The following is a 22,920-nucleotide window of genomic DNA, read 5'->3' on the forward strand; positions in this document are numbered from 1 at the left end:
CAATGATTAAAGTTTTACATATTATTGATTTTCTTTGTCTTGGTGGTGCTGCTCGCTCCATGATTGCCATTTCTAAATATTCATCCCGTTTATCTGAGCAGTTACAACATCAAGTTATCTCACTGAAAGAAGCTGAATCTAGTGCAGTTAAATTAGCAGAATTAGGAGGAATAAAATTTTTTGAGCCAGTTGATATAATTGCTCGCAATCAATTAATTGCTGAAGCTGATTTAGTGCATGTTCACTACTGGAATAATCCCCAGATGTTCTCCTTTCTGCATTCAGAATTACCGCCCACAAGGTTAATCATCTGGTTTCATGTTTCAGGAGATAGCGCCCCACAGGTGATTACTCGTGATTTAATTAATTATGCTGACTTTGCTATTCCTTGTAATCCCCATTCTTATGACTTACCTATCGTCCGACAATTAGCACCAGAAATAAGACAAAAAAAAGTTGGCATGGTTTACGATGCGGCTGATTTTGAAAGAGTTCAAAATATTCAACCCAAACCTCATAATACTTTTAATGTCGGCTATATGGGAGCTTTAGCTTTTAGCAAAATGCACTCTGAATATATCTCTATGAGTGCTAGAGCTAATATCCCCGATGTTAAATTTATTCTCTGTGGTGGTGGAAATATTAATTTATTACAGGAACAAGCCTCAGAACTAAACTCATTAGTTAAATTTGATTTTCGTGGTTTTGTCGAAGATATTAGCTCAGTAATTTCTGAATTTGATGTTTATGGTTATCCCTTATGTGAAGATACTTATGCTGCGGCTGAATTAAATTTACAAGAAGTAATGTATGCCGGAATACCTCCGATAGTTTTTCCCCACGGTGGCATTAAAAAATTAGTTATTGATAACTACACAGGTTTAGTTGTCAATAGTGAATTAGAATATAGTCAAGCCTTAGAGTACCTTTATCACAATCCCCAAGAAAGATTAAGACTAGGTAAAAATGCCAAGCAATACGCCGAGCAAATCTTTGGCGCAGAAAATGCTGCTAAACAGCTAAATCCCATCTATCACCGCTTGATGGAAACACCCAAGAGAACGAGACAATGGAGTATTCCTGTTGATGGTAGTTTGTTAGATGAACCTATATCTCTTCTTGATATAGTTGACATCCCTGCACAATTTGAAGGTGCAAAAACATTTATTGAGTCTATAGGAGATATAGCACCCCAATTTATTACAAGTTTAACTTCTGAAGATATTGATCAATTATTTGCTGCTGACGAAAAAATAGCGCATTCTTCTACTCTTTTAGGATTAGGAGAGGGTGGAGTAGTTCAATATGTTAATTACTACCCCCAAGATGGTTATTTAAGGTTATGGGTAGGGTTTATCTTGGAACGTCAGGGAAAAACTTCAGAAGCAATGGGACAGTTTATCAATTCCATTCAATTTGGTTGTAATCATTGGCGTGTATTTTGGTATTTAGCCCAAGCAGCAGAGCATCTACAGGAAACTTCTATACTGCAACAAGCGTTAGATAAGCTAAGTTATTTTGTGCCTAACTTTACTCCGGCTCAAGAGATGAGAGAAAGATTACAAACACTATTAAATTCCGAATTTGATTTATCTAACTTAAATCTGAAAGAAATTAACTATATTATTTTCCCTGATTGGACGCAACCAGAAGATGAACTAGGTTTAGAGTTACAACAGGTGATTCAATCATTAGCAACTCATCCTGACAACAAAAAAATTACTCTGATTATCCACACGGGTAATATGGCTGTTGAAGATGCAGAAATCTTTTTATCTAGTGTAGCGATGAATCTGTTGATGGAAGATTTAGATATTACCGATACTATAAATTTTTCTCTGGTAGATACGTTAGGAAGTATGCAATGGCAATCTTTATTACCTCGCATTTATGGCAGAGTTATTTTGAGTAATGAAGATAAGTTAACTTTAGCACAAGCATCAGTTAGCAAGCTAAAAACTTATCAACTAGATAGTTTGATAAAGTAACTGTAGTCAAATATTCTCTACTTATCTAACAAATCGGCAATATAATAGATTACTCCTGAATTTTTCTGTAAATAAATAGATGATAAATGCCATAAAATTAAGGTTAGGTTCACGCAAATAAACCCAACCTACTAGTAGTAACTAACCTTGATTATCAATATACCTTTGCCACATTTGCTGATAAGCTTTTTCCATTTCACGGGCAAATTTTTTAGCATTCCACAGGGGTGATGTTTGTCTTGACAGTCGCAGTTTCCATGCAATTTGTTGTCTTAATTTTTCATCTTTCCCCAACGTCACACCCCACTCTACATACTCTTCATCACTCCAAGCTAAACCTTCTGTAACTCCTACATTCATCATCATTGTGTAGCTATTACGGGCTGCAAATTGTTCTCCTACTCTGGTTACTAATGGTATTCCCATCCATAGTGTTTCTAGGGTTGTGGTTGCACCGTTGTAGGGATAAGTATCTAAGACAATATCAGCAATTGCTAAATTAGCACGATGTTCTGTGTCTAAAGGGGCAGAAGGTAGAAACCTTAAGCAATTTAAATCAACCCCTTCAGCTTCAGCAATTGGACTAATAAAATCTTGTAAATCTTGATGATTACTGCGATGACTTTTGAGTAAAAAATAACTATTAGGAACTTGTTTTATAATCTGCATTTGTAACCGGATATTATGGAGATTACGTTTCACTCCGGTTTGGGAACTAAAATAAATAATCCCATCATCAGGAATATTTAAAGATTCTCTGCTGATAGTTGGTGTTCCTACAGTAAAGCCATCAATACCAATATAGTTTTGAGGAAGTCGCCAAATCTTTTCAGTATAATAATCTTGTGCTGATTCTGGTAATACGTAGTTATCAGCAATAAAATAATCAACGTTTGGAAAACCAGTCGCATCATACCCTAACCAAGTAACTTGAATCGGTGCCGGTTTCAGGGCGACAATAGCGCAATTTCCATAGGAAGTTAAACTATCTAAATCAACTAAAATATCTATTTCATCTTGGTTAATTTGATCTGCAATTGTCACTATCGGAAGATATCCTTGATAAAAATGATCACCAAATTCGTTTTTATAAGCTTGTTGTTGTGGATCTTCAGAAACCTCGCTTAAAGAATATAAATGAATATCAAATTGTTGACGGTTATGATATTTTAATAACCACCAAGCTAAAAAACCGACAGAATGAGTACGAAAACATCCCGATAAATAGCCTATTCTTAAGGGACGTTCACTCAAAGAAGGACGAGGTGAGTGAAAACGTTGTTGATAAGTGCTGATATATTCAGGAAACTTTTTCGATATCAGTTCTTGACATAAAGCAGCTATTTTATTGCGAATTAACCTATTTTCCTGGGGATTATCTTCCATATATAGTAAAAAAGCCCCAATGGCTAAAATTTGCACTAAACTTTCGCTTTCTATTCGAGTGATGACAAGATTAGATAAGAACAGTTTATATTTTTGGTAAGCTTGAACTGTTTTTTCCCAACTATCGCAAGAAGTTAATAATGCTTCCAGTAAAAATTGAGTGCCGACTATTTGATCAATGGGTTCTTGAGAAATTTCTAAATATTTATTTGCCCAAGAAATAGACTCTTTAGTATAATTTAGTCCTAGTCTTTGCAGGGGAGAAATAATTTTTCTAATACATTCTAGATTATTAGGTTCTAGCCGAAGCGCAATTTTTGCAAAACAAATTGCCATATGCTGGTAAAAAAAATAATGATAGGCATCAGATTTCTCTGTCAATAATTTAATAATAGTTTCAGAAGTTAATAAATAAGGTATAAATGCTTCCACCAATTTATCTATAAAGGGAGGAGGACTAACCGGATCAGGATGAACTAACTTTTCAATCACTTTAACTAATAAATTTTCATCAAAAACAGGGGTTTCTGTTAGTTGAGATATAGTTTTAATTAATTGATTAATATTCGTTTCCTGATCATGAATCTTTAAGTCAATGTTTAGTTCAGTTATTTTTAAAAGATTATTAATATCATCAGGAACAAATTCTCTAATGTGTTGACGAACTACCCAAGCTATTTGATAGTTAGAATTGGCTTCTTGTTGTTGAGCAGCATTTAATAAAATTTCCGTTAATTGTTGCAGTGATTGTTCTGACTCTTCTTCTCCAAATTCGAGAAATGGAGTCATCCAAGTAATCTGCGCTTCTTCCTCTCTTCCCTCTAATAATAAGGCTAATCCTAAATACCAATAATTATAAACTTCCCTGGTATTTTCAGTAATATTTTGTTCATATTGCTGAATAGTTAACCAAGTTGGGATTGAAGAAATTTGATTATCTAACTGGGTGGTCATGATTGAAAACCTTGAACTTGTTTGGAAATTTATTGCTAAGTGAGATTAAACCTGATTTGAAATAAGCTTCACAATCGAAATTAACTTAGGGATTAACACCTGTTAACACTTAAATTATGTGAAGAAATTATATCAAAAAAAAATGCTAGATGAATTGAAGTGCATCTAGCATTTTTAAACACAAAGGATAAAATCTTATTTCATAGGTTCCCCACTCGTGCAGGACGCAACAGCTGTAGCTGCCAGTGCAAGTGTAGGAGGAGTAGAAGAAACTCCAGTTGTTTGACAAGCAGCCGCAGACGTTTGTCCACTTGCGAGAATAACGACACCACCAGCAAAGCTTTTGAGAGACTTAGGATCTTGAGCTGTTGCTGTAATCGAGGTACTGGTCTGATCTGCTGCGGTGAGTGCATAAACATAATTAGTAGTTGTGGTAGGAATACCAATTTGCAATGCGTCAACAGTGCCAGCAAAGGATGGGTTTTCGATCCGGTAAGACTGTTGCGCTCTGTTAACTGAACCAACGTATGTTTTCGCTTCAGATTGTTTAGCTTTTGCTGCTTGGTTGAGGAAAGAAGGTAGAGCGATCGCAGACAAAATACCGATGATAATAATTACTACTAGTAGTTCAATGAGTGTAAAACCCTCATCTCCCTTCTTCTTGGCGAGGATGTGTTGGAGAAACTTGGCTTTTAGTTCGCTTTTCATACGTGTTTTCCAGGGGGCAGGAAGTGATTCGGTGTTCTAGATGTAACTTACCCACCTGCGATCGCTTTCCTATCACCTTGAGAAAAAAAGTTTAGCGAGATGCGGTTACGCAATCCACAATCCTTGCATCCTAAATGGCACAAACATAACTAAGTCCCTGGTGTAGACCCAAGGGCTAGATTCTCAACTTCGATTGTGGAAGTGCCTTATTCAAACTCAGGTGGCCACAACTCTCATATTGTCAGTTCCCAACTGAAGATATTTGACAAGTGTTGAGCGCATAGTGCCGTAGGCATTTTCTAATCGCTTACCATCTGGCGTAGCCAATCACAGTTTGTTATGTTATATTAAACGTAGTCGTTATGAGTTTATATATGGTCATGACTAACCCTACAGTAGAAAACTTGGTAATTATCGGTTCTGGCCCAGCAGGTTACACAGCCGCCATTTATGCCGGACGTGCTAACCTGAAACCTGTTGTATTTGAAGGTTTCCAAGCCGGGGGTTTACCTGGTGGGCAACTAATGACAACGACGGAAGTCGAAAACTTTCCTGGGTTTCCCCAAGGGATTACCGGGCCGGAACTGATGGATCAGATGAAAGCTCAGGCGGAGCGCTGGGGGGCTGAACTATATACTGAAGATGTTATCTCAGTTGACTTGAATCAGCGTCCCTTTACAGTGCGATCGCAAGAAAGGGAAATAAAAACCAATAGCATCGTCATTGCTACTGGTGCAACAGCAAAGCGTTTGGGTTTACCCAACGAACATGAATTTTGGAGTCGGGGTATCTCCGCTTGTGCAATTTGCGATGGTGCGACACCAATTTTCCACGGTGCAGAATTGGCTGTGATTGGTGCTGGCGACTCGGCGGCGGAAGAGTCAATTTACCTCACCAAGTACGGCTCTAAGGTGAATATGTTAGTACGCACTGATAAAATGCGGGCTTCTAAAGCCATGCAAGACCGCGTTTTGAGCAACCCGAAAATCCAAGTGCATTGGAACACAGAAGCTGTGAATATCTTCGGTAACGGTCACATGGAAGGAGTGAAAGTCCGCAATACCAAAACTGGTGAAGAGAGCAAACTGCACGCTAAAGGTTTATTTTACGCCGTTGGCCACAGTCCCAATACCTCTCTATTTAAAGGTCAATTAGAACTGGATGAAATCGGTTACGTTGTCACCAAGCACGGTACTGTGGAAACCAGTCTAGAGGGCGTTTTTGCTGCTGGTGACGTGCAAGATCATGAGTTTCGGCAAGCAATTACGGCTGCGGGTACTGGCTGTATGGCGGCGATGTTGGCAGAACGCTGGTTATCATCCACTGGCTTGATTCAAGAATTTCATCAACAGGCAGAAACAGCAGACAATGAATTAGAACATCAGCCAGCCAAAAAGACTGAAGCCGAGGAAGAAGCTGGATTTAATTTGAATGCGACGCGCCATCAAGGAGGTTACGCTTTACGGAAATTGTTCCATGAAAGCGATCGCTTACTCCTTGTTAAATACGTCTCTCCTGGCTGCGGCCCTTGCCATACTCTGAAGCCAATTTTAAATAAAGTGGTGGATGAATTTGACAGCAAAATTCACTTTATAGAAATTGACATCGACAAAGACCGAGATATTGCTGAAAATGCTAGTGTGACAGGAACGCCAACGGTTCAATTGTTCAAAAATAAGGAACTGGTGAAGGAAGTCAAAGGTGTGAAGCAAAAGAGCGAGTACCGCCAGTTAATTGAAAGCAATCTGTAATTAGAGTTAGGAGTTAGGAGTCATTCAATTTTGGATTTTAGATTTTAGATTTTAGATTTTTTCTTCAATCCAAAATCCAAAATTCAAAATCTAAAATTGACAGAGTTAGGAGTTATTGCTCTCCCTATCTCCTCCACCTAGCAATATTGCCCACCCTAATTTCTCTCGTCGGATCTTGGCTGGAAATAATTTAATCTGTAAGGTAGGGTTGAGTGTTGAGTTTAGAGTTGACAAAATTACTCTTATAACTCATAACTTATAACTCATAACTCTTAACTTACTTTATGGCCATTACAAAACGGCAGCTACCGACATTTTTACAGTTTGCCAAAAGTCCGAATCTTTCCCAAAAACTCATGCTCATCGGGTTAGCCATTACCCTATTTTTCATCTTCTTAGCATTCTTCGCTCCCGTATTCCAGGCTTGGGGATGGCTACAAAACCCTAAAGATTTTCTCTCTAACCCAATTCACGAGCCACCCTCAGCTAAATATTGGTTTGGTACTAGTCGCCTGGGTTATGATGTGTTCTCCCGGACATTGTTCGGTGCTCAAGCTGCTTTGCAGGTGGTGATTTTGGCAACAGCGTTGAGTATGATTATCGGTGTGCCTTTAGGGATGTTGAGTGGTTATCTCGGCGGTAAATTGGATAAAGTGTTGCTGTTTATTATGGATAGCATCTACACTCTACCGGGGCTACTGCTGTCTGTGACGCTGGCGTTTGTGGTGGGGCGGGGGATATTAAATGCAGCGATCGCTATTAGCATTGCTTACATCCCCCAATATTACCGCGTTGTTCGCAACCACACCGTTAGCGTGAAAACTGAAGTGTTCATCGAAGCTGCTCAAGCAATGGGCGCTTCCACTTGGGTTGTGCTTTCTCGTTATCTGTTTTTCAATGTCATTCAAAGCGTACCCGTCCTTTTCACACTCAACGCCGCTGATGCTATTTTGGTGTTGGGCGGTTTGGGCTTTTTGGGGCTAGGACTTCCCGAAGAAGTGCCAGAATGGGGACATGATTTAAAACAAGCCCTAGAAGCTCTACCTACTGGCATTTGGTGGACTACACTTTTCCCTGGTTTAACGATGACATGCATGGTGGTAGGGTTATCACTACTGGGTGAAGGATTAAACGAATTTGTCAATCCCCGTTTACGGAGAGAAAATAGAATCCGGAAATAGTCACTCAACAGTGGACAGTTATCAGTCAACGGGCTGATCATTGATAACTAGTAACTGATAACTGATAATTGAGAACTGGAGAAATTTGTATGAAAGATAACCTAACGTTAATTGCCGCCGCTACTGGCGGGTTTATCCTTTCTGTTGCTCTTGCTGGCATCTTAAGAGGTGCGCCAGTTACAGCTTGGCAGGAGCAATCGAGTTTCCGCACTACGACTTTTGCTAATTTACAGAGTTCGGAGTTGAAAGCTGCGCGTCTTCTGCCAAAGGGAGACGCTGCGCGAACAGATCGAGGATGAAAACGACTCGCACCCAATAAAACAGAAAATTTAGCATTTTTTCAAGACAAAATGCTAAAACTCTGACGAATTGAGCTTTAAAATTAAAACGCTCTAGAACACAGAAGTTCACTACATGGCCATTTTATTGGCTACAAAGTTGTGCAAAGCTGTACTACGATGCTTTTTAAGCCGAAAATTTGCTGCTTGGTGTGAGGATTTTAAAGTGGTGAGTTCTCAAGTAATTGGCATTGATGTGGGGGGAACAGCAATTAAGCTGGGGCGTTTTGCAGCTGATGGTACTTGTCTGCAATCCTTGACTGTGGCGGCTCCCCAACCGACAACACCAGAGGCTGTACTGGCAATGATCGTAGATGCGATCGCCCAAATTGATCCAGATAATCAAACTGTTGCTATTGGTGTTGGTACTCCTGGCCCATCCGATGCGGCCGGACGCATTGCCAAAATCGCCATTAACTTGCCTGAATGGCGCGATGTGCCTTTAGCAGACTGGCTAGAAATCAAAACTGGCAAACCTACTGCGATCGCTAACGATGCTAATTGCGCTCTTTTGGGAGAAGCTTGGTTGGGAGCCGGTCGCCACTTTCAAAATCTGATTCTGCTAACTTTAGGAACTGGGGTTGGTGGCGCAATTATCCTCGATGGCAAACTATTTGTTGGACATCAAGGAGCCGCTGGGGAATTGGGTTTAATTTCATTAAATCCTGATGGGCCAATTTGTAATAGCGGCAATCAAGGCTCTTTGGAACAATATGCCTGTGCTAGTGCAATTCGTCGCCGCACTCTCAAGGAACCTATTGAATTGGGTGTTCTTGCCCAACAAGGAGATGCCGCAGCATTGACTTTTTGGCAAGAATATGGTACCAATTTGGGAATTGGTTTGACGAGTTTGATTTATGTACTCACACCGCAAGCGATCGTCATTGGTGGCGGTATAAGTGGCAGCTTTGAGTTTTTCTTACCAGCAGTGAAGGCAGAAATTGAAAAGCGAGTTCAGCCTTTATCACGCGTGGGGTTACAAATATTGCCAGCGGAGTTAGGCAATTTTGCAGGGATAGTAGGTGCAGCAAAGTTGGCATGGCAACACTATTCAGGATTTTAGATTATGGTTCAAACAATCCCAGCTAGAGACATTAGTCTTTACGAATTAGAAGAAAAATTTGGTTTGCAGCTTGCCACAGACACCAACTTTTTTACAGAATGGACAGAAAATCTACCAACTCTGACTGATAATGAAAAGCAAGCGATCGCGCGAGTGCAAAGCAACTATTTAAACTTGAATAAGCACCGTCTGATATCAGAAGAGGCGGTAAAGATGGTAGTGCTGTCTCCTTTACTCGATTTAGCTGGGTTTTATCAACTTCCTTTTGAGATTGAAACCGAGACTTCTGTTGAGATTTCTGCTGAAGACGAAAGCATTATCGTTAAAGGAAACATTGATGTTCTTGTCATCCAAAAACGTTTTTGGGTACTTGTGATCGAATCTAAAAGCAGTAAATTTGATGTGATGACAGCCCTACCTCAAGCACTTGCTTATATGCTTGATTGTCCAAATCCTGCACAACCGACTTTTGGTTTACTAATCAACGGTAGGGAATTTGTTTTTGTCAAATTGATTCAACAAGAACATCTTTGGTATGCACGATCTTATGCGCTCTCAATTGAACGTGATTCGGAACTACACCAAGTACTCAGTATATTGAAGCGCCTTGGAGAATTAATTCTCAAAATAATTAGTTAATACTAAGACAAAAAATATCCTGTTGCTTTCTTAACGTATTGCACGACTTTTTCATAGGATTCGGGATTACTCACAGGGTTGATGATGATGGGCATAGTGCCATCTGGCAACCAAAAAGTTATCCTGCCGTTCGGTTCATGACAAAAGTAACTGATGCAGTTGAGATTAATTACATATTCGTTTTTTTCGTAAAGAATTTTCACCCAGTGAGCATGATCTAATTCCAATCCCGTCACACATTCTAAATAATCGAGAATTTTTTGATAATCTTCCAAGTTAGTTTGCGGGTTAATCACTATCGGAATGGCACTATCGGGTAACCAAAAAGTAACCCTGCCATTCAGCTCATAACAAAAAGCATGGACACGTTCAAAATTAACTACATATTCTCTCCTCTCGTAAAGGATTTTCACCCAGTACGCCACAACATCTCCTCAAGTCCGAAATTTACGAATGATGCACCCTGTATGTCCAATTCTACTGAAGCTTTAAGTTAATGTTGCTGTGCGCCTATTCAAAATCTAAAAAAGGAATTTTGAATTTTGAATTTTGAATTTTGAATTGTTATCACACCTCCAATGGCGTTGGTGTGCCAGATGTCGAAAGAGAAAGAGCGATCGCTGCTTGAATGAACCCTTTAAATAAGGGATGAGGGGTACTGGGGCGTGATTGAAATTCTGGATGAAATTGGCAAGCAAGAAAGAATGGGTGCTTGGGTAATTCCACAATTTCAACTAAGAGTCCATCGGGAGAAGTACCACTGATCACATACCCAGACTTTAATAACAGATCGCGGTAAGCATTGTTGAACTCATATCGATGTCGATGTCGTTCATAAACTACATCTTCTTGATAGAGCTTGAAAGCCAGAGTATCAGGAAGAACACGACAAGGATATAGTCCCAAGCGCATTGTACCCCCTAAATCGACTACTTCCTGCTGTCCTGGCAATAAATTAATTACCGGATCAGTTGTATAAGCGTCAAATTCAGCACTATTAGCATCTGTTAATCCCCCTACGTGCCGGGCCCATTCAATCACAGAACATTGCATTCCCAGGCATAAACCCAAAAAGGGAATTTGGCGATCGCGCGCGTATTTAATGGCGGCAATTTTGCCATCCACTCCCCGAATACCGAAACCTCCTGGCACAACTACGCCATCGACACCCTCAAGATGAGTTTCGGCTGGTTCAGTTTCCAAATCTTCTGAGTTCACCCAACGCAGGCGCAGTTTGCCATAAGTGGAGATTGCAGCATGGTTTAGTGCTTCCACTACAGATAGGTAGGCATCACTTAACTGCACATATTTACCGACAATAGCAATTTCTAGCTCGTGCTTGGGACTATGTAAGCGTTTTACCAAGGTTTGCCACTGCGTCAAATCTGGTTGACGTTGTTCCATTTGCAGCAAGTTCAGCACTTGTTCTGCCATTCCTTCCCATTCTAGATTCAGCGGAACTTCATAGATACTTTTGGCATCTTGGGAAGTGATGACGCATTCTTCGGGCACATCGCAAGATCCAGACAATTTCTGCTTTAATCCCTTGGGTAAGGGGCGATCGCTCCGACAAACTAAAATATCTGGTTGAATGCCAATGGATCTCAGTTCCTTAACTGAATGCTGTGTTGGTTTAGTTTTCATCTCACCCGCAGAGGCAATCCACGGCACCAACGTTACGTGCATGTACAGCACATTTTGCCGTCCCGCCTCTTTGCGGAACTGGCGAATTGCTTCCAAAAACGGCAGTGATTCAATATCTCCCACCGTACCGCCGATTTCTGTAATCACAACAGAGGGGTTTGTACTTTTAGCAACTCGTAGAATCCGCTCTTTTATTTCATTAGTGATATGAGGAATTACCTGTACTGTGCCGCCATTGTAGTCTCCACGCCGCTCTTTATTGATTACTGCCTGGTAAATCGAGCCAGTAGTAACGCAGTTCAATCGCGACATTGAGGTATCGGTAAAGCGTTCGTAATGCCCCAAGTCTAAATCTGTCTCCGCACCATCCTGGGTAACGAATACTTCCCCATGCTGAAAGGGACTCATCGTACCAGGATCGATATTGATATAAGGGTCGAGTTTGAGAATCGACACGGAATATTCGCGCGACTTGAGCAAACGTCCTAGACTTGCTGCTACAATGCCTTTACCAATACTGGAAACTACGCCTCCAGTTACAAAGATAAACTTAGTCATAGTAGTTTGAATTTCTAACAACTTCTAAAAATACATCCCGTCATTGTGCCACAGTTGTTGTGGTGTAATTTTCTGTGATTTTGTCGTGAAAAACCTCTTAGGATTAGTAATATTAGGCTGTATTCTTACATCCTCCGTAGCATTGGCAGAGCCATCTCTTATAGTCATTTTTCCCCAGACAAACTACCAGACAACTGCCCAAAAAATCTTCTTTCTGGGCACTGCACCACCAGATGGTCAGGTTTTGATCAATAGTAAGCCAATTACCCGCAGCAAAGCTGGTCATTTTTCCCCTAGTTTCCCCTTGCAGTTGGGAGAGAATCTTTTTACTGTGCGTCACGACAATCAAGAACTCCAGATTAAAGTGACAAGGCTTACCACTGGCGCTGAACTACCACAAGGTTTAGGCTTTGCTAAAGATTCCCTGACTCCCGCGGCTGACATTGCCAGACTACCAGGAGAACTAATTTGTTTTAGCGCGTTAGCGAAACTTCCTCAAGGGGTCGCACCCCCTAACGCCAATGTCTCTGTCAAGTTGGCTAATCAAACTATTGCCCTTTCACCTCAACCTCAACAGGCACAACTACCAAGTAATTTGGCAATTCTGACAGGACAAAATCAGCCTTATGCCCAGTCTAGCGTAGGTAATTATAAAGGTTGCACCACAGTGGCAACAGCCGCCGATCTGGGACAACCTCAGTTTCAACTAACACTCAATGGCAAGACGATAACTCAACCAGGATCTGGTAAGATTCAAATCCTCTCAAGAGCAGAGTTGCCAGTTGCTGAGGTAACAGCAGACGCAGGCGTTGCTCGCACTGGCCCGAACACCGATTATTCTCGACTCACACCACTGCCCAAAGGCACACACGCAACAGTTACAGGTAGGGAAGGTGAATGGTTGCGCCTAGACTATGGCGCTTGGATTAATAGTCAGGAAACCCGCATTCTACCTGGTGCAATTCCGCCACAGACAATAATTCGCAGTGTCGGATACCGTCAACTCCCTGGTGCGACAGAGATAGTTTTCCCCTTACAAGTTCCCGTACCTGTGAGCGTGCAACAAACTGAGCAGGCTCTCACTCTCACTCTCTACAATACTACTGCCCAAACGGACATTATTCGCCTGGATGATGACCCCATAATTTCTCGCTTAGATTGGCAACAGAAGGCTCCAGAACAAGTAGAATACACCTTTAACCTCAAAAAAGCTCAACAGTGGGGATATAAGCTGAGATACGACGGTACAACCCTGGTTTTGGCTTTGCGTCATCCGCCTAAAATTGGGAACACAAGACGAAAGCCTTTAGCTAATCTCAAGATTGTACTAGATCCGGGGCATGGCGGTAAAGAATCTGGTGCCAGTGGCCCAACTGGATATTTAGAAAAAGATGTGAATTTGGTGGTATCCAAGTTGCTGCGCGACGAGTTGGTGAAGGAAGGAGCAACGGTGGTGATGACGCGGGAGGATGATAAAGAGGTTTCCCTAGCAGAACGTCAGGCAATTATCAGTCAAGAAGAACCATGCATTGCTCTTTCTATACATCACAATTCACTACCCGATGATGGCGATGCCGAAAAAACCAAGGGATTCGCCGCTTTTTGGTATCAACCCCAAGCCCACAACCTCGCAATGTTTTTACACAACTATGTGATCAAAAAACTCGGCAGACCTGACTATGGTGTGTTTTGGGATAATTTGGCGCTGACACGTCCAACGGCTGCGCCATCAGTGTTGCTGGAATTGGGTTTTATGAGCAATCCTGATGAATTTGAGCAGGTGGTGAACCCAGAGGAACAGAAAAAGATAGCAAATGCGATCGCTCAAGGGATTACAGAATGGTTTATGAGTGTTCGGTAGATTCAACTACTGCCATTTGAGACATTCTTGCAAAATTCGTCTCACCTGCTATCACGCTAACCCCCTAAAAATTGATAGTAGAATAATCAGCTTTCTTACTATCGTTGGCTTTTAAGTGTATAGATCCTAAATGGGTTCTATACAGCAGGAGTCAGAGCATATTTTTCGCAATAGTTTTGATCGATCGCCGTAAGTTTCAAATAATTGCCTGGGGCTACCGCTGTGCTGGATTCCCAGATTTTGTAATTGTAGGGCTGTGCCGATAAGGTTCCGAGCAAACTTCGCGACTGATGTATTGCGTCCGCCTTCCCCACGCCGCCAGCTAAAAGTTCGCGGTCGGTTCTCGAAAGACACATAGTCACAGGTAGTGAGAAAGATGGGGTATTAAAGTGCAAAAATGAGTCAAATGAAAACAAATACTTGAAATCTAGATAAAATATGAGTTTTTCAAGTAATGAAACTCCTAGTACTAAACAGTTACGAACTAAGCGAATCATATCAATAGATATGTTGCGTGGATTGGTGATGGTGTTAATGGCGCTAGATCATCTGCGAGATTTTTTAACTAATGTTCGCTTCCGCCCTACAGACTTGACCCAGACAAACGTACCTCTGTTTCTCACTCGTTGGGTAACTCATTTGTGCGCCCCCACATTTATATTTCTGGCTGGGGTTGCAGTCTATCTTTACTTTGGGAGACGACCACAAAGTAAGCATGAACTCTCGCGCTATCTGATAATTCGTGGGTTTTGGTTGGTATTTATAGAGTTAACAGTGGTACATTTTGGCTGGCTATTTGACCCAACCTACTCTTTTTTGGCAGCGGGAGTATTATGGGCACTTGGTTGGTCAATGGTCGTTTTAGCAGCATTAATTAGAATGCCAATTCCTCTAATAGCTGCACTAGGAATTTTGCTCATAGGTGGACACAATCTATTTGATAATATCCATGTTGAACAACTAGGAAGATGGGGTTGGTTGTGGGCAGTACTTCATGAGCCAAAAATGTTCACACCTTTTCCTCATAAAATTTTTTTTATTAGCTATCCCCTGATTCCTTGGATTGGGGTAATGGCAACAGGTTATGCGTTTGGAACTGTATTTAAACTGGAAAAAGCTTCTCGGCTGCAATTGTTACGACGGTTGGGGCTGGGTTTAATTGCTGGCTTCGTAGTTCTCCGCGCTTTGAACATATATGGCGACCCGTATCCTTGGGCAGTGCAAACCAATTTTATCCGTACCATACTATCGTTTATTAACTGTAATAAATATCCACCTTCATTACTTTATTTGTTAATTACACTAGGTCTGGCAATGCTCTTGCTTTACCTGTTTGAAAAGCAGAAATGGAGGATTTTTAAACCTCTAGTGGTATTCGGTCAGGTTCCTTTATTTTTTTATATAATTCACCTTTGGCTCATCCATTTAACTGCTATCTTGCTGGCTTTACCTAAATATGGGTTAAAAGCAATTATTATGCCCTTTATAGTCTCCCGTCTAATGCCAGCCGATTATGGATATGATTTACCAATAATTTACAATATTTGGATAATTATGATAATTCTGCTTTATCCCCTCTGTAGTTGGTTTAGGAATTACAAGACAAAGTATCCTAACAAGTGGTTAAAATACTTGTAAGTATTCGTCAGCCAAAAGCAATTTTTTATAGCCGATAAGGGTTTGAGATACTACATACTTAGCCTCTTATTCTCGTTTTCACCCAATTACAAAGCACCTTCTTCACTGCGTAGCTTGCCGTACTTCTCTACGAGACGCTGCGCGTAGCTTGCTTCCACGAAGTGGTACGACAGGCTCAGTGACCACCGTAGGCATCGCCAATGTAAGCTTCAACTATTTCTTTTGTTCTTTTATCTAAAGCTAACCAAATCCACTGCTTATTACTTTTACTACCTACAAATGACCAGGCTTCATCGTGATTTGGGTTACTTTATTGATTAAAGATATTGATAATTATCTCAAGTCAAAAAAGTATTAATGATAGTCCGGATTTCTCAATTGTGAGAAATCCGGACTATCATTACTGTTTAGGTTTGGGTTATTAATTTTTTTTGAGTAATTTATTCTTTGGAAGTCCTTTACAGTAAATTTTCATCAGGGAAGGTTGAAACCCCGCTCCTCGTGGGCGACTTCCCTGCCTCCTGCCTTCTACTTACTAAGGACAAAACAATGTGTCACGTGTATCTCGTCCTGTAATCGGATTAGTTCCTTTGGCAAGTTTGCACAATTTGTTTTGCTCATCGGAACGCAGCAGTGTATCGGTAAAATCTGCCCCGTCAATGATTGCACCATCAAATCTGGCGTTAGCAGCAAACGCACCCTCTAACAGTGCATTTGTCAAATTTGCTCTGACTAAACGAGCCGAGTCTAAAGTGGCATTTCTCAAATCAGATCCCTCTAGATTCGCAGACTCCAAATTTGCTGCAAAGAAACTGACACCGCGCAAATTAGCGTGGCTGAAGTTGCTCTGGCGGAGATTAGCTTTGGTAAAGCTGGAATCTGTTAAATCACGTCCTGAGAAATCAGTATCGACCAAAATTTCTTTATTATATTCGAGTGCCAAAGCTGTTGGAGCAAAACCTACGGTTGCGGTGATGCCAACTATTCCCCACAGGAATAAGCTGAGTATGATTGCCCAAATGTGATGGTCTGTTTTATGCTTCAACCCCAGTTTTGTTCGGGATGAGTCGAGTGTAGAACCCGCTGTGCGTAGGCGCAGCCCGCCGCAGGCATCGCTTAACCTAGAATTCATAGAATTCATGATATTTTTAGTCAATGGCTAACCTTCCTCCATCTCATTATCCAGATATTGGTCATTTAGGAGAAGACCTAGTAGCCCAATGGTTGCAATCTACAGGTTGGATAATTCTCCATCGCCGCTTTTCTAGCCGCTGGGGAGAAATCGATATCATCGCCCAATATGATGGAAGTGCAGGGGAAGCAGGGGAGCAGGATAGCAGAAAAGCAGTAGGAGAACTCAAAACTCAGCACTCAATATTGGCATTTGTTGAAGTCAAAACTCGCAGTTCAGGTAGTTGGGATGCAGGGGGAAGAAGTGCAATCACCTTACAAAAGCAAGCAAAAATCTGGCGGACAGCTGGAATATTCTTAGCTCAGTATCCTGAGAAAGCAGATTATTCTTGCCGATTTGATGTTGCTATTGTCTACTGTCAAAGGATATCAAAAAATCTGACTGCGATTACAGCAACCCAGTCAGCTCTAGCTACTTCATCAGCAGCCGGATACAAGTTTAATCTGCAAGAATACATTCTAGCAGCTTTCGATTCTTCAATTGATAATGGTTAATTGGTAATGGATAAAATATCTTGATTATCAATGACCAATCATTTTGTAGTGGCGTTATAACCAAATAGTGTCACGCCAAAGTTTCTGGACAATAGCCTAAGCCCCGGACAAACTGTTGCCGGAACGCTTCGATTTCATCTCTCTCTGGGCTACCATGAGAGACGATCGCTACCTGATAGCGACGCATAACGTCCACAGGGCACTGTCCCGCTTCCAAACTCCAAAGTGCCATTTGCACCCTCATTGGCGGTTCGTAGCTAATTCCTAATTCATTTAAAAAAGCCCGAAAGTCGCCATCTTCTTGGGGCGAGACTTGACCTCTGAGTTTGATCCTAACCACCCAGCCATCAATTTGATGAATTACGGTGACGAACGAAACTGGTGTCTGGGGTCTAGCGTGGAGGTGTTGAACGACCCTCAGGGTTAGACTGGCATTTGCCAGATAGTATAAATATTCCATGTTTGTTGGTGCTTGGGATCAAAGCCAATCCTACATATCTATCTTCGTCAATCAGTGCCTGTTCCCGGTAGGGTAAAAGCCCCCGTTTTTAGATGGGGAGGTTTACCCAAATTTTATGTTAATTTTTCCGTGTTACTTAATAGTATCAATGTTATAGCCTAGCGAAGAAATTGAGCGAAGATGCCTTAAAGTTCCTTTATAAGGAAAAGCTCAAACCAGCTTTTTTAAGTGAGTATAAATACTAAATAAACCAAAAACTAGTACAAGCCAATTTGAAAGACACCTCTAGCCCACAAGAAAAAGATTTTGAATTAGATTGCTCGGTTGCTAGCTATGACTACAAACTACCTCCAGAACTCATTGCCCAAAACCCAGTAGTTCCTAGAGATAGTTCGCGGTTACTGGTGGTTAATTCTCCTACTACTGGCACCCAAACAGCACCCCTGCACCACATTTTCCATGATTTGCCTGCACTGCTTGGCTCTGGTGATTTATTGGTTATGAACAATACAAAAGTTATTCCAGCACGGCTTTATGGTCATAAATTCACTGGTGCTAAAATCCAGGTGTTGCTGTTGGAAGAACGGCAATATAACTGTTGGTTAGCTTTAGTTAAGCCAGGAAAAAGCTTCAAACAGGGAGCGAAGATTATTTTTGATGTCAGGCAATTGGGGATTAAAGATCAGCGATTAGGGATTGGGGATTGGGAAAATTCCTATACAGTAAAGAGTCCCCAACTCACAGCTACGGTTTTAGAAACAGACGCAGCAACTGGGGGGCGTTTGTTGCAATTTGATCTGCCAGACGGAAAGTCTTTGGTGCAACTGTTAGAGGTATTTGGTGAAGTACCGCTACCACCTTACATCACTGCCTCAGAAGCTGCTGATGATCAGTATCAGACAGTTTATGCCCAACAGCCAGGAGCGATCGCAGCTCCGACAGCCGGACTGCATTTTACTCCAGAACTTTTACAAAAGTTGCGCGATCGCAAAATCAATCAAGCTTTTGTAACGCTGCACGTTGGTGTAGGCACATTTCGCCCTGTGGAAGTAGAGGACGTAACTACCCATCACATGCATGAAGAATGGATTGAAGTTCCCGCCGCCACAGTAGAGCAAATCCGCGCCACTAAAGCAGCTGGCGGTCGGATTATTGCTGTGGGAACAACGGCAGTACGGGCTTTAGAAGGGGCGGCTCAATCTGGGAATTTACAACCATTTTGCGGTAAAACAGACTTGTTTATTTATCCCGGCTACCAATGGCGGGTGGTTGATGGTTTAATTACCAATTTTCACCTACCGCGTTCCAGTTTGCTGATGTTGGTAAGTGCGCTAATTGGCAGACAACGGTTATTAAATATATACAACGAAGCGATCGCTTTTGGATATCGCTTTTATTCATTCGGCGATGCAATGCTAATTTTGCCGTCAGCTGTGGGAGTTAAAAGTTAGGAGTTAAGAGCGGAGCGTCTCCGGCTCCGCTCCTATCTCCGATCTCCTGCTGCGAACCAAAAGACCCTATTTTAATTAAAAACACACATGCTAGCCTATCTGTATGTTTTTTTTAAATTCGGCTTTGTCTTAACACTGCTTTTTTCATGAGTGCAACACTTTACGAGCAAATTCAGCAATTTTACGATGCTTCCTCTGGTCTGTGGGAACAGATTTGGGGCGAACACATGCACCACGGCTACTATGGTGCGGACGGTACCCAGAAAAAAGACCGCCGTCAGGCTCAAATTGATTTAATTGAAGAACTGCTCAAGTGGGCAGAGGTACAAGCAGCAGAAAATATCCTAGATGTGGGTTGTGGCATTGGCGGCAGTTCTTTATACCTCGCACAAAAGTTTAAGGCTAAGGCTACAGGGATTACACTGAGTCCTGTGCAAGCCGCCAGAGCAACGGAACGCGCCTTGGAGGCTAATTTGAGTCTGAGAACACAGTTCCAAGTCGCAAATGCTCAAACAATGCCTTTTGCTGACGATTCTTTTGACTTGGTTTGGTCGCTAGAAAGCGGTGAACATATGCCAGATAAGAAGAAGTTTCTCCAGGAGTGCTACCGAGTATTAAAGCCTGGTGGCAAGTTAATTATGGTGACTTGGTGTCATCGACCAATTGATGAGTCACCACTAACGGCAGATGAACAAAAACACTTGCAGGATATTTATCGGGTGTATTGTTTGCCTTATGTGATTTCTTTGCCAGAGTACGAAGCGATCGCATATCAACTACCATTACATAATATCCGCACCGCCGATTGGTCAACCGCCGTCGCCCCCTTTTGGAATGTGGTGATTGATTCTGCATTCACTCCCCAAGCGCTTTGGGGCTTACTAAATGCTGGTTGGACTACCATTCAAGGGGCATTATCACTGGGATTAATGCGTCGCGGTTATCAGCGTGGGTTAATTCGATTTGGCTTATTGTGCGGCAATAAGTAAGGACGCACGGCTGCCCTACTACCTTAAACCCGACACGTCAAACCTTTGCTACCTGGGCATTAGTGAAGGGGTGTCTCCTGATAAAGTCGCCCGATGGATTGGGGACAAAGTGGAAACCGTTCTAAAGTATTACTCTCATCCACAGGTTGTAGAGGCAGTTTAATGCCAATTGCTTTCTCATTTTGATATTTGCAGTAAGCAAAAAGGCATATTGCTTACTCAAAATGCTTGATTGCTTTCTGATTTCGGTAGATCACGCACTCATTCTAGTGTTTTGGGCAAGCAAACGGCACTTTTATTTCTCATTTGAGTAATTTCCGCAGTAGCGATCGCTAATATTTTAATTCCCTTAACCGTTGAAGACTTAGAAAATGTGTCTATTGAAATTAAACTGGGTATAAGGATGCTAAATAATTCACTCAAATCCTGTACAATTAAGTTTCTCATTTTTAATTTTTGAATTTTTTAAATGCCACTCGAACTGCAAAACCTCACAGGCGGTTACACCTTAGTACCAATTGTTCAAGACATTAACCTCACTCTGCAAACAGGAGAATGGTTGAGTTTAGTTGGTGCTAATGGCTCAGGTAAATCTACTTTACTCAAATTGCTGAGTCGTATTCTCTCCCCACAGCAGGGAACAGTGCTACTTGATGGCAAAGCAATTCACTCTCAACCCGCAAATGTAGTTGCACAGAAACTGGCATTATTACCGCAACAACAAACGGTTCCCGTGGGCTTAACAGTGCGACAATTAGTAAGTTTAGGACGCACACCACATCAACCTTGGTGGCAATGGGAATTAAACGCCCAAGATTGGGTGAAAGTGGAAGCTGCAATTAAAAAAACGCAACTAGAAAAATTGAGTGATCGCTTAGTCGAACAACTCTCCGGCGGTGAAAAGCAACGGGCTTTTTTAGCTTTAGCATTAGCGCAAGAACCAAAAGTTTTACTATTAGATGAACCTACAACTTTTTTAGATATCAACTATCAATTGCAACTCTTGGAACTGCTTAAAGAACTGAATCAGCAGCAGGAATTAACTATTGTCACAGTTTTACACGAACTGAATTTAGCAGCCCGGTATAGTTCCCGCATTGCATTATTAAAACAGGGTCAGATTTGGGAAGTTGGTACACCTGAACAAGTTCTGACACCAAATGCGATCGCCCAAGTCTTCTGTGTAGAATCAGTGATTATTCACACACCAGTGGGTTTACAAGTTTGTGCCATTTCTGCTGTTTAAAATCATAGTCTTCTACATTTTTCATAATAATTTATTATTTTCCCCAAGTTGTTGCTCATTCAAAGATCACAAGCATTTCTTACTTTTTACCTATTTTGGCAATGATCAACGCCGCTTCAAAGCTAGGACTTACGCAAAAAACCTCTCAAACTGTTATTCCCACCGACCTAACAGTGCGTCTCCCTTCTCCCATTCGTCTCTAAGCTAGCGCCTGCCGTAGGATGCCCAAAGGGCTGTAGGGAGAAGTTCAGAGACGCTCTCTACGAGACGCTCCGCGTAGCTCGCTTCTTTGCAGGAGTACGCGGACACGAGGAAGCGTGACGCTAACGGCGTCAGCCGCCGCTCTCTTGGAAAATTGCTCCTCTTGGGGAGACCCCAGACGCTCGCGGACTCGTTCGCGGAGCGTCTCGTAGAGAAGGAGCGCTGCGCTATCGCCCTTGGCGTCTCCCCTTGGGAGAAGACCACATTTTCCGCTCCGACAACTCTTGTGTGTCGCGCCAGTTGCTACAACTCTGAGGCAGCGCGGGAACAGGGGGTTCCCCCCATGAGCGACTGCTGTGGGAAACCCCCGCAACGCACTGGCTTAGAAGCGTCCCAATACGGTTCGATTTTCCGTTCCTTGTGTGTAAGTCCTAAAAATATACAACTAATTTAATTGACACCTAAGACTTAGTTTCCTGTGTCTGTGCATCGATAATTACACTCCAGTCATCGTTTTTCACAGCAGTTTCAAGTTGATGCTGACGTTCGGCTTGACTCGCATCTATTGTTTCTGACTCTTTAGAGAGGGTTGTGTCAGCCATTGCTTTCCGCAGTTTTAGCTTTTTCTCCTCGTAGGCTTGACGTTCAACCTCTGACATTACCGTCTTCACAGCTTCGCCTATCGTGCTAGCCCACATTTCGCCTTCCGAAGCATTACCAGGTGGTATGCTTTCGAGTTCTGCTATCCACGCATCTTGCAAATCTTCCATTTCTTGACGCTTGGGGAACTTGAACGCTTGCACACGTACAAAAGCACACTTTTGCTCACCATTTTGGCGAAGATGGCCGTTTAGGGAAAGCAACACATTCCGAGAATAGCCAATGTATTGTGTGCAGCGTTCTGCATCTAATACTGCGTAAACACCTGCAATTTTCATGTTCTGAGCAGCCGCACTCCAAGCGTCAAGGTCAATGATTTCAGTACCATTGTTTGCCAGTTCAGGAGTTATACTCACCTCAGTGGCGGCGTGTTCGTCGTCAGAACTATACAAAAAATCATGCAGTCCACGGTGGTTTATCGGGACATTTTGATGTTCAATTGGCGAGTTGTGCTGAGTTTCCATTGCAGTTTATCTCCGAGTTATTAATTAGCGATGCCAACGGCAAGCGCGAAGCGC

The 22,920-nt window shown here is 42.0% G+C and carries 20 protein-coding genes and 1 pseudogene; 12 read left to right on the forward strand and 9 right to left on the reverse strand.

Features of this window, described 5'->3' with window-relative positions:
- Positions 1–2: 2 nt before the first annotated feature.
- Positions 3–1,988: a glycosyltransferase family 4 protein gene (locus tag V7K85_RS33760; protein ID WP_334820659.1), complete on the forward strand. Its 1,986-nt coding sequence runs from the start codon at positions 3–5 to the stop codon at positions 1,986–1,988.
- A 141-nt stretch (positions 1,989–2,129) separates the two neighbouring features.
- On the opposite strand, the gene V7K85_RS33765 is transcribed toward V7K85_RS33760, so the two are convergent.
- Together V7K85_RS33765 and V7K85_RS33770 are read right to left on the reverse strand one after the other, a co-directional pair.
- On the reverse strand, positions 2,130–4,328 hold the full coding sequence (locus V7K85_RS33765) for an O-linked N-acetylglucosamine transferase, SPINDLY family protein (RefSeq protein WP_334820661.1): 2,199 nt from the start codon (positions 4,326–4,328) through the stop codon (positions 2,130–2,132).
- A 195-nt stretch (positions 4,329–4,523) separates the two neighbouring features.
- Positions 4,524–5,036 (reverse strand): type IV pilin-like G/H family protein, encoded by a 513-nt coding sequence (locus tag V7K85_RS33770; protein ID WP_334820663.1) that lies wholly within the window; start codon positions 5,034–5,036, stop codon positions 4,524–4,526.
- A 380-nt stretch (positions 5,037–5,416) separates the two neighbouring features.
- On the opposite strand from V7K85_RS33770, the gene trxB reads away from it, so the two are divergent.
- The 5 genes from trxB (at position 5,417) to V7K85_RS33795 (ending at position 10,008) form a co-directional block, all read left to right on the forward strand.
- Complete coding sequence (gene trxB, locus V7K85_RS33775; protein WP_334820665.1) at positions 5,417–6,787, forward strand: thioredoxin-disulfide reductase; 1,371 nt, start codon at positions 5,417–5,419, stop codon at positions 6,785–6,787.
- A gap of 284 nt (positions 6,788–7,071) precedes the next feature.
- On the forward strand, positions 7,072–7,968 hold the full coding sequence (locus tag V7K85_RS33780) for an ABC transporter permease (RefSeq protein WP_334820667.1): 897 nt from the start codon (positions 7,072–7,074) through the stop codon (positions 7,966–7,968).
- Between the two features lie 89 nt (positions 7,969–8,057).
- Positions 8,058–8,267, forward strand: coding sequence for a hypothetical protein (locus V7K85_RS33785; RefSeq protein WP_334820669.1), 210 nt, complete (start codon positions 8,058–8,060; stop codon positions 8,265–8,267).
- 205 nt (positions 8,268–8,472) lie between these two features.
- Positions 8,473–9,369, forward strand: coding sequence for an ROK family protein (locus tag V7K85_RS33790; protein WP_334820671.1), 897 nt, complete (start codon positions 8,473–8,475; stop codon positions 9,367–9,369).
- Between the two features lie 3 nt (positions 9,370–9,372).
- On the forward strand, positions 9,373–10,008 hold the full coding sequence (locus V7K85_RS33795; protein ID WP_334820673.1) for a type I restriction endonuclease: 636 nt from the start codon (positions 9,373–9,375) through the stop codon (positions 10,006–10,008).
- 2 nt (positions 10,009–10,010) lie between these two features.
- Here the strand turns inward: V7K85_RS33795 and V7K85_RS33800 are convergent, their stop codons facing one another.
- Complete coding sequence (locus V7K85_RS33800) at positions 10,011–10,433, reverse strand: hypothetical protein (protein ID WP_334820675.1); 423 nt, start codon at positions 10,431–10,433, stop codon at positions 10,011–10,013.
- Between the two features lie 142 nt (positions 10,434–10,575).
- Positions 10,576–12,210, reverse strand: coding sequence for a CTP synthase (locus V7K85_RS33805; protein ID WP_334820677.1), 1,635 nt, complete (start codon positions 12,208–12,210; stop codon positions 10,576–10,578).
- Positions 12,211–12,295: 85 nt separating this feature from the next.
- Between V7K85_RS33805 and V7K85_RS33810 the strand changes: the two genes are divergently transcribed.
- Positions 12,296–14,071 (forward strand): N-acetylmuramoyl-L-alanine amidase, encoded by a 1,776-nt coding sequence (locus tag V7K85_RS33810; RefSeq protein ID WP_334820679.1) that lies wholly within the window; start codon positions 12,296–12,298, stop codon positions 14,069–14,071.
- A gap of 438 nt (positions 14,072–14,509) precedes the next feature.
- Positions 14,510–15,709, forward strand: coding sequence for a DUF1624 domain-containing protein (locus tag V7K85_RS33815; RefSeq protein WP_334820681.1), 1,200 nt, complete (start codon positions 14,510–14,512; stop codon positions 15,707–15,709).
- Positions 15,710–15,884: 175 nt separating this feature from the next.
- Here the strand turns inward: V7K85_RS33815 and V7K85_RS33820 are convergent.
- Positions 15,885–15,995 (reverse strand): annotated as a pseudogene (locus V7K85_RS33820) (IS1 family transposase); the annotation flags it as partial.
- Between the two features lie 249 nt (positions 15,996–16,244).
- Positions 16,245–16,841, reverse strand: a complete 597-nt coding sequence (locus V7K85_RS33825; protein WP_334820683.1) for a pentapeptide repeat-containing protein — start codon at positions 16,839–16,841, stop codon at positions 16,245–16,247.
- A 23-nt stretch (positions 16,842–16,864) separates the two neighbouring features.
- Here V7K85_RS33825 and V7K85_RS33830 point away from each other — a divergent pair, with 23 nt between their 5' ends.
- Positions 16,865–17,395 carry a YraN family protein gene (locus tag V7K85_RS33830; protein ID WP_334820684.1) on the forward strand — a complete coding sequence of 177 codons (531 nt, stop codon included), beginning with the start codon at positions 16,865–16,867 and terminating at the stop codon, positions 17,393–17,395.
- Positions 17,396–17,465: 70 nt separating this feature from the next.
- Here V7K85_RS33830 and V7K85_RS33835 read toward each other — a convergent pair whose 3' ends face one another.
- Positions 17,466–17,855, reverse strand: a complete 390-nt coding sequence (locus V7K85_RS33835) for a hypothetical protein (RefSeq protein ID WP_069068139.1) — start codon at positions 17,853–17,855, stop codon at positions 17,466–17,468.
- Positions 17,856–18,127: 272 nt separating this feature from the next.
- On the opposite strand from V7K85_RS33835, the gene queA reads away from it, so the two are divergent.
- Positions 18,128–19,306 (forward strand): tRNA preQ1(34) S-adenosylmethionine ribosyltransferase-isomerase QueA, encoded by a 1,179-nt coding sequence (queA, locus tag V7K85_RS33840; protein ID WP_442940642.1) that lies wholly within the window; start codon positions 18,128–18,130, stop codon positions 19,304–19,306.
- A gap of 146 nt (positions 19,307–19,452) precedes the next feature.
- The gene (locus V7K85_RS33845; RefSeq protein ID WP_334820686.1) at positions 19,453–20,295 is read left to right on the forward strand and encodes a methyltransferase domain-containing protein; all 843 of its coding nucleotides are present in this window, start codon (positions 19,453–19,455) and stop codon (positions 20,293–20,295) included.
- Positions 20,296–20,556: 261 nt separating this feature from the next.
- Here the strand turns inward: V7K85_RS33845 and V7K85_RS33850 are convergent, their stop codons facing one another.
- A complete protein-coding gene (locus V7K85_RS33850) occupies positions 20,557–20,742 on the reverse strand; it encodes a hypothetical protein (protein ID WP_334820688.1) in 186 nt (61 codons plus the stop codon).
- A 22-nt stretch (positions 20,743–20,764) separates the two neighbouring features.
- Between V7K85_RS33850 and V7K85_RS33855 the strand changes: the two genes are divergently transcribed.
- Positions 20,765–21,541, forward strand: coding sequence for an ABC transporter ATP-binding protein (locus V7K85_RS33855; RefSeq protein WP_334820689.1), 777 nt, complete (start codon positions 20,765–20,767; stop codon positions 21,539–21,541).
- A gap of 662 nt (positions 21,542–22,203) precedes the next feature.
- On the opposite strand, the gene V7K85_RS33860 is transcribed toward V7K85_RS33855, so the two are convergent.
- Positions 22,204–22,866, reverse strand: coding sequence for a GIY-YIG nuclease family protein (locus tag V7K85_RS33860; protein ID WP_334820690.1), 663 nt, complete (start codon positions 22,864–22,866; stop codon positions 22,204–22,206).
- Between the last annotated feature and the right edge of the window lie 54 nt (positions 22,867–22,920).

Origin of the sequence: Nostoc sp., from assembly GCF_036917615.1 — a bacterium.
Lineage (GTDB): Bacteria > Cyanobacteriota > Cyanobacteriia > Cyanobacteriales > Nostocaceae > Nostoc.

What these genes read in the sequence shown, in the direction of transcription:
- V7K85_RS33760 (WP_334820659.1), top strand. Translation starts at nt 3, where the DNA reads ATGATTAAAGTTTTACATATTATTGATTTTCTTTGTCTTGGTGGTGCT.
- V7K85_RS33765 (WP_334820661.1), bottom strand. Translation starts at nt 4,328, where the DNA reads ATGACCACCCAGTTAGATAATCAAATTTCTTCAATCCCAACTTGGTTA.
- V7K85_RS33770 (WP_334820663.1), bottom strand. Translation starts at nt 5,036, where the DNA reads ATGAAAAGCGAACTAAAAGCCAAGTTTCTCCAACACATCCTCGCCAAG.
- trxB (WP_334820665.1), top strand. Translation starts at nt 5,417, where the DNA reads ATGACTAACCCTACAGTAGAAAACTTGGTAATTATCGGTTCTGGCCCA.
- V7K85_RS33780 (WP_334820667.1), top strand. Translation starts at nt 7,072, where the DNA reads ATGGCCATTACAAAACGGCAGCTACCGACATTTTTACAGTTTGCCAAA.
- V7K85_RS33785 (WP_334820669.1), top strand. Translation starts at nt 8,058, where the DNA reads ATGAAAGATAACCTAACGTTAATTGCCGCCGCTACTGGCGGGTTTATC.
- V7K85_RS33795 (WP_334820673.1), top strand. Translation starts at nt 9,373, where the DNA reads ATGGTTCAAACAATCCCAGCTAGAGACATTAGTCTTTACGAATTAGAA.
- V7K85_RS33805 (WP_334820677.1), bottom strand. Translation starts at nt 12,210, where the DNA reads ATGACTAAGTTTATCTTTGTAACTGGAGGCGTAGTTTCCAGTATTGGT.
- V7K85_RS33815 (WP_334820681.1), top strand. Translation starts at nt 14,510, where the DNA reads ATGAGTTTTTCAAGTAATGAAACTCCTAGTACTAAACAGTTACGAACT.
- V7K85_RS33825 (WP_334820683.1), bottom strand. Translation starts at nt 16,841, where the DNA reads ATGAATTCTAGGTTAAGCGATGCCTGCGGCGGGCTGCGCCTACGCACA.
- V7K85_RS33830 (WP_334820684.1), top strand. Translation starts at nt 16,865, where the DNA reads ATGGCTAACCTTCCTCCATCTCATTATCCAGATATTGGTCATTTAGGA.
- V7K85_RS33835 (WP_069068139.1), bottom strand. Translation starts at nt 17,855, where the DNA reads ATGGAATATTTATACTATCTGGCAAATGCCAGTCTAACCCTGAGGGTC.
- V7K85_RS33845 (WP_334820686.1), top strand. Translation starts at nt 19,453, where the DNA reads ATGAGTGCAACACTTTACGAGCAAATTCAGCAATTTTACGATGCTTCC.
- V7K85_RS33850 (WP_334820688.1), bottom strand. Translation starts at nt 20,742, where the DNA reads ATGAGAAACTTAATTGTACAGGATTTGAGTGAATTATTTAGCATCCTT.
- V7K85_RS33855 (WP_334820689.1), top strand. Translation starts at nt 20,765, where the DNA reads ATGCCACTCGAACTGCAAAACCTCACAGGCGGTTACACCTTAGTACCA.
- V7K85_RS33860 (WP_334820690.1), bottom strand. Translation starts at nt 22,866, where the DNA reads ATGGAAACTCAGCACAACTCGCCAATTGAACATCAAAATGTCCCGATA.